Here is a 5047-nt window from a genome sequence, read left to right on the forward strand (position 1 = left end):
GAACTTAAAAAGCAAATCCAACGCATTGAATTAGAAAAGGATATATTAAAAAAGGCTACCGCTCTCTTGATGTCCGACTCCCTGAACAATTCTCGTTAATTGAGAAACTAAATCAACGAGAGCGTTACCCAATTAGCGTGCTGTGTAACGTATTCAATGTGCATCGTAGCAGCTATAAATATTGGGCTATAAGGGATACAACGCCGACACTAGAACAAATAAGGCTAGAGGCTGAAGTTAGAGCAATACATGCAATGAGCGGCGGCTCAGCTGGGGCGCGGACAATCGCGGCAATAGCAACGAACAATGATTTTGAATTGAGTCGTTATCGTGCTGCTAAGCTAATGGTTAAATTAAAGCTTGAAAGCTGCCAAGTACCTCAACATTCATATAAACGCGGCGGTAATGAGCACCTTGAAATTCCAAATCTGCTTGATAGACAATTTGATGTTGTTGAGCCAGATACCGTGTGGTGCGGTGATGTGACGTATATTTGGGTAGGTAATCGCTGGGCTTATTTAGCCGTTATTATTGATTTATTTGCACGTAAAGTAGTTGGCTGGGCCATGTCGTTGTCGCCAGATACTAATTTAACGCTAAAAGCGCTTGAACTCGCGTATGAAAGCAGAGGAAAACCGACAGGACTGATGTTTCATTCAGACCAGGGTAGTCACTATACCAGTTTAAAATATCGTCAACGTTTATGGCGCTATAAAATCAAACAAAGTATGAGTAGGCGTGGAAACTGTTGGGATAATGCACCAATGGAGCGATTTTTTAGAAGCTTTAAAACGGAATGGATGCCAAAGGTTGGATATGGAAATTTTATAGATGCTAAATATAGCGTTAGTGATTATATCAACGGATATTACAACAACGTTAGGCCACATCATTATAATGCCGGTTTAGCCCCAAATGAATCTGAGGTTAGATGCCAAGATTCTAAAACTGTGGCCAAAATTAGTTGACCACTACATCTTTAAAGCCAGAGCAGATGCGCTTGATGAGTGATTTACTTTCTAGAAGAAGGCAGTTAATGGATATGCAAACGATGGAGAAAAATCGTTCACAGATAATGCCAAAAACAATATCATCACTAATAAAACCTATCCTAACGGCATTAAAAAATCAGATTGAAAAAGTAGATTTGAAACTACAAAAACTCATCAAAGAATGTGACGAATATAAGGTCAAGAATGACATTATTCAAAGTGTGCCTGGCGTTGGTAATGTTGTCGCGTTTAACTTACTTAGTGACATGCCTGAGCTTGGGTGTGTAAACAATAAAGAGGCTGCATCACTGGTTGGTGTTGCACCATTTAATCGAGAAAGTGGTGCTTATCAAGGTAAACGGATGATACGAGGTAGACGGCCAAAAATTAGAACCGCAATGTATATGGCAATGATGTCAGCTATCCAATGTAACCCTAAATTTAAAGCTATTTATCATCGGCTAGTCGCGGCAGGGAAACCTAAAAAAGTGGCTATTATTGCCTGTATAAGAAAGCTTATAGTAATCATAAATTCTATGGTGAGGGATGGTGTCATGTGGGATCCTAAAATGGTTTGAAATTAGGAATTGACACCATAGTCACTTGTTAAATGCCGTCCCCCCATAACTCATAGGTTAACTTAGTAGCGGAAATCTCTTTACAACCACTTCGGTCAGTACCTGACCACAGTGGAGTAAAATCTGATTTACCTTGGGATTCAGCTTTTGATCTCAAAGGACCAATAGCTATAGATGCATAAGGAAACTCTGGCGCTTTACTCGTAATAAAATTTAACTCTTTCATTATTTTATTAGTAATACCTCTCGCCAATCGACCTGAGAATATATTAGTTAAAGCGGTTACGCTGTTTTTTGATTTTATTGCTTGCCTGTGAATAGCACTTGTTTTCGCCTCATCGCATAACAAGTAAGAAGTTCCAACTTGAACTCCTGACGCACCTAGCCTTATCATTTCTTTGATATCTGTGCTTGTAGCTATTCCACCTGCAGCAACAACTGGTACAGATAATTCATGTTTTAAGCAAGCTACAAGTTCTAACGTCGGAAGTTGAGTTGATGCGTCCGAAGTCATGAACATACCTCTATGACCTCCAGCTTCATAGCCCTGAGCAATGACAATATCAGCTCCATTTTCCTCTAGCCACACTCCTTCTTCCTTGGTCGTAGCTGAAGAAATTATAACTGTTCCCCATGACTTTATTCTTGTTACAAGCTCTGCGGATGGAAGACCAAAATGAAAGCTAAGTATTGGTGGTTTATGGGGCTCTATTGCATCAGCAAGGTTTGCATCAAAAGGAACCCTTAAGCCAGAAATTTCGTTTAGAGGCTTGATCGAAAAAGACTCGTAGTACGGTAAAAGCTGCTCTTCCCATGCTTCAAGTGCCTGATGATTTATCTCAGGCATTTTGTGACAAAAAAAGTTTAAGTTGTAAGTTTTATTTGAGTGTTTTCTGAAATTTATAATCTCGAATAAGACCTGATCTTTAGTCAGCATTCCACAAGGAATAGAGCCAAGCCCACCAGAGTTTGATACTGCTGCAGCCAACTCCCAGTTTTGTACTCCAGCCATTGGAGCTTGAATTATTGGCTTTTCAATACCGAGGATACTGCATAGATTCATAATTATTCTTCCTGAATGCGATATATTTTATTTAGGCATTTAACGCCGTATTAGCACTCTGATTTAAAGTAATGGCTTTGAAGCTTTTGAAGCCCTTTACCCACCAAAACGATAACTATAGAGCCAATTAATACTGGCGTCACCAAAAATAACCAACTTTGCCCTGAAAGCATTATTAAAATTGGATTAGCTCCCGCAGGTGGATGAGTGGTTTTTGAAACTAACATACTCGTAACTCCTAAACCTGTTGCTAAAGCTATTGTTAACGGTGTTACATCTACATATTGATAAAATAATATTCCAATAAAGGCAGTAATTAAATGCCCAAAAATTACATTTTTGGCTTGAGCTAATGGGCTATCTGGCACTCCAAACACAAGTACAGTAGTTGCACCAAATGGAGCCATTATTAAAACAATATCATTAAAATTAGTTTCAGTTAATGACAATAAACCAATAGCAATAAATGCACCAAAACCAGCAATTACAGCTAATAAATAACGATTCATAAATACCTCACAAAAAAAAGTAGAACAACCTGTCTACCTTGTTAGTGTAGACAACTCGTTCTACTCATGTCAATATTATATTGATAATTTTATGGAGCTTATTATGAATCAAAAGCGAGAGTTGTTATTAAAAACCGCATTAGAGCTGTTTTATCAACATGGCGTTAACTCAATTGGAATAAATGAAGTTATAAAAGTATCAGGTATTGCAAAAAAAACCTTATACAGTCATTTTGATGGGAAAAATGATTTAGTCATTGCGACGCTGGGAAAAAGACACTTCATTTTTATAAATTGGTTAAAATCTAAATTAGAAAAGACCACAAATGATCAAGAATTAATTAATGTACTTTTTGCATCATTACAAAGCTGGTTTATAGGAAATGAACCTGAACTGGGTGATTTTAGAGGTTGTTTTTTTATAAATACATCGGCTGAGTTTAGCGATCCAAAAAGTGAAATATCTTGTTATTGTCGTTACCATAAAGATCAAGTACGTCAACTTATTAAAAGTAAATTAACTAATAATTCAGAAGATCTTTTAAATACTATTTGTTTACTAAAAGAAGGCGTGATTGTAACCGCATATATGACAGGAAAAAGTGCTGATATGATTCAAAGTACTTTGAAAATCTTACAACGCCATTGAGTGCTAACGAGCCTGTAGATTAACTCGTTTTTAAATTTGTTTTTATTGATAAACAAACCATAGCTGAGTTCCTATTTTGGTTCAATTGATTACTATATTTTTATGCAGAATATAGAAGTGTTTGATATTGTTTTAATTGGCGTTTTGGAAGGGATTACGGGTGTTTGAGTGGCTTTAATTTAGGTTAAAAGGGCTTCCCCTTTTTAATGTATCGTATTTTTCAGCTTTTCTATATTATGAACAAGGCAATACAATTGCCATTGCGCATTTACTTTCGCTTGACCCCGTAAGGTCAATTTATTCATGCCTTTGTTCACTGTAATATTCCCGAACACCGGTTCAATACAGCCGAGCCGTTTGCTGTATTGTCGTCGTCCGATTGGGCTGTCTATTTTAACTTTCATCTTATCGACATAGCTCAGCTTTTTGCGCGATTCATTATTTATAAACTGCACTTGTCGTCCTCTTTCTATCGGTGGTTTTCGCATGCATTGCTGCTGTAGCGGGCATGTTTTACAGTCTTTTAAGTAACCACAGAATCGCGTGTATTGCTGGTTATGGCTGTTTACATTGACCCCGCTTCGCCACATGGCATTGCCTGCAGGGCAGCGGCATGTTTGCGTTGTCTCATCATAATGAAAATCGTCTGAGGTAAATAACCGAGGCTTGCCTTTGCTGCGTTTTAGTCGCCGTTTTTCTTGCTCTGTTTCGTATGTTTCGCTGTCTTTAAATAGCGGATTTCGTTTTCTAAATTGGTTATCCGCAATGTAGGTATCGAACCCACTTTGCGCCATAAACTCAAGATTTACTTCGCTGTTAAACCCACTGTCTGCGGTAAATTTGATGGTGTGTTTATCTGCCATTTTTTCTGTATTGAGTTTAGCAAGCTGCTGTTTTAATTGTGCAACGGCTGGCTGTAAAGTTTGTTGTTCGCCCACTGAGCCCCACGCTTGTGCTTGCAGGATGATTTGATGTTTATCATCGTTTATCGCGATGCCGTTGTAGCCTTGAATTGTCCCTTTTGAGGTCGTCATCTTCGCACTATCTGGGTCAGTGATATTACTTTTAACAGGCTTGCCTTTACTGCCTGTTTTCTCTTCGTGAGTGGCTAAAAACTCGGTGATTTTACCTGCACTTCTATCCAGCTTTTCTTTTTGTTTTAAGTCCTGAGTTATCAACTCTTCGCCCAGTCCATCTTGTGATTGGTGGCGTTCAATAATACGTTTGCTTGCGCGTTCTAGTTTTGCTTTTTTGCG

4 protein-coding genes and 2 pseudogenes are annotated in these 5047 nt (G+C 38.2%); 3 read left to right on the forward strand and 3 right to left on the reverse strand.

What is annotated here, in order from left to right:
• Window positions 1–968: pseudogene (locus tag L659_RS1000000123680) on the forward strand (IS3 family transposase); the annotation flags it as partial.
• Window positions 968–1570, forward strand: a pseudogene (locus L659_RS1000000123685) (transposase); the annotation flags it as partial. The pseudogenes L659_RS1000000123680 and L659_RS1000000123685, both read left to right, overlap by 1 nt.
• A gap of 28 nt (window positions 1571–1598) precedes the next feature.
• Here L659_RS1000000123685 and L659_RS0104045 read toward each other — a convergent pair.
• On the reverse strand, window positions 1599–2633 hold the full coding sequence (locus L659_RS0104045) for an NAD(P)H-dependent flavin oxidoreductase (protein WP_024589687.1): 1035 nt from the start codon (window positions 2631–2633) through the stop codon (window positions 1599–1601).
• A 50-nt stretch (window positions 2634–2683) separates the two neighbouring features.
• Window positions 2684–3142, reverse strand: a complete 459-nt coding sequence (locus L659_RS0104050) for an HPP family protein (protein ID WP_024589688.1) — start codon at window positions 3140–3142, stop codon at window positions 2684–2686.
• Window positions 3143–3245: 103 nt separating this feature from the next.
• Between L659_RS0104050 and L659_RS0104055 the strand changes: the two genes are divergently transcribed.
• Complete coding sequence (locus L659_RS0104055; RefSeq protein WP_024589689.1) at window positions 3246–3791, forward strand: TetR/AcrR family transcriptional regulator; 546 nt, start codon at window positions 3246–3248, stop codon at window positions 3789–3791.
• 203 nt (window positions 3792–3994) lie between these two features.
• Here L659_RS0104055 and L659_RS01000000122920 read toward each other — a convergent pair.
• The coding region (locus L659_RS01000000122920) for a transposase (RefSeq protein ID WP_024589690.1) at window positions 3995–5047 on the reverse strand (1053 nt) is incomplete at its 5' end.

The sequence above is a fragment of the Pseudoalteromonas sp. S8-8 genome (assembly GCF_000497875.1).
Taxonomy (GTDB): Bacteria; Pseudomonadota; Gammaproteobacteria; order Enterobacterales; family Alteromonadaceae; genus Pseudoalteromonas; species Pseudoalteromonas arctica.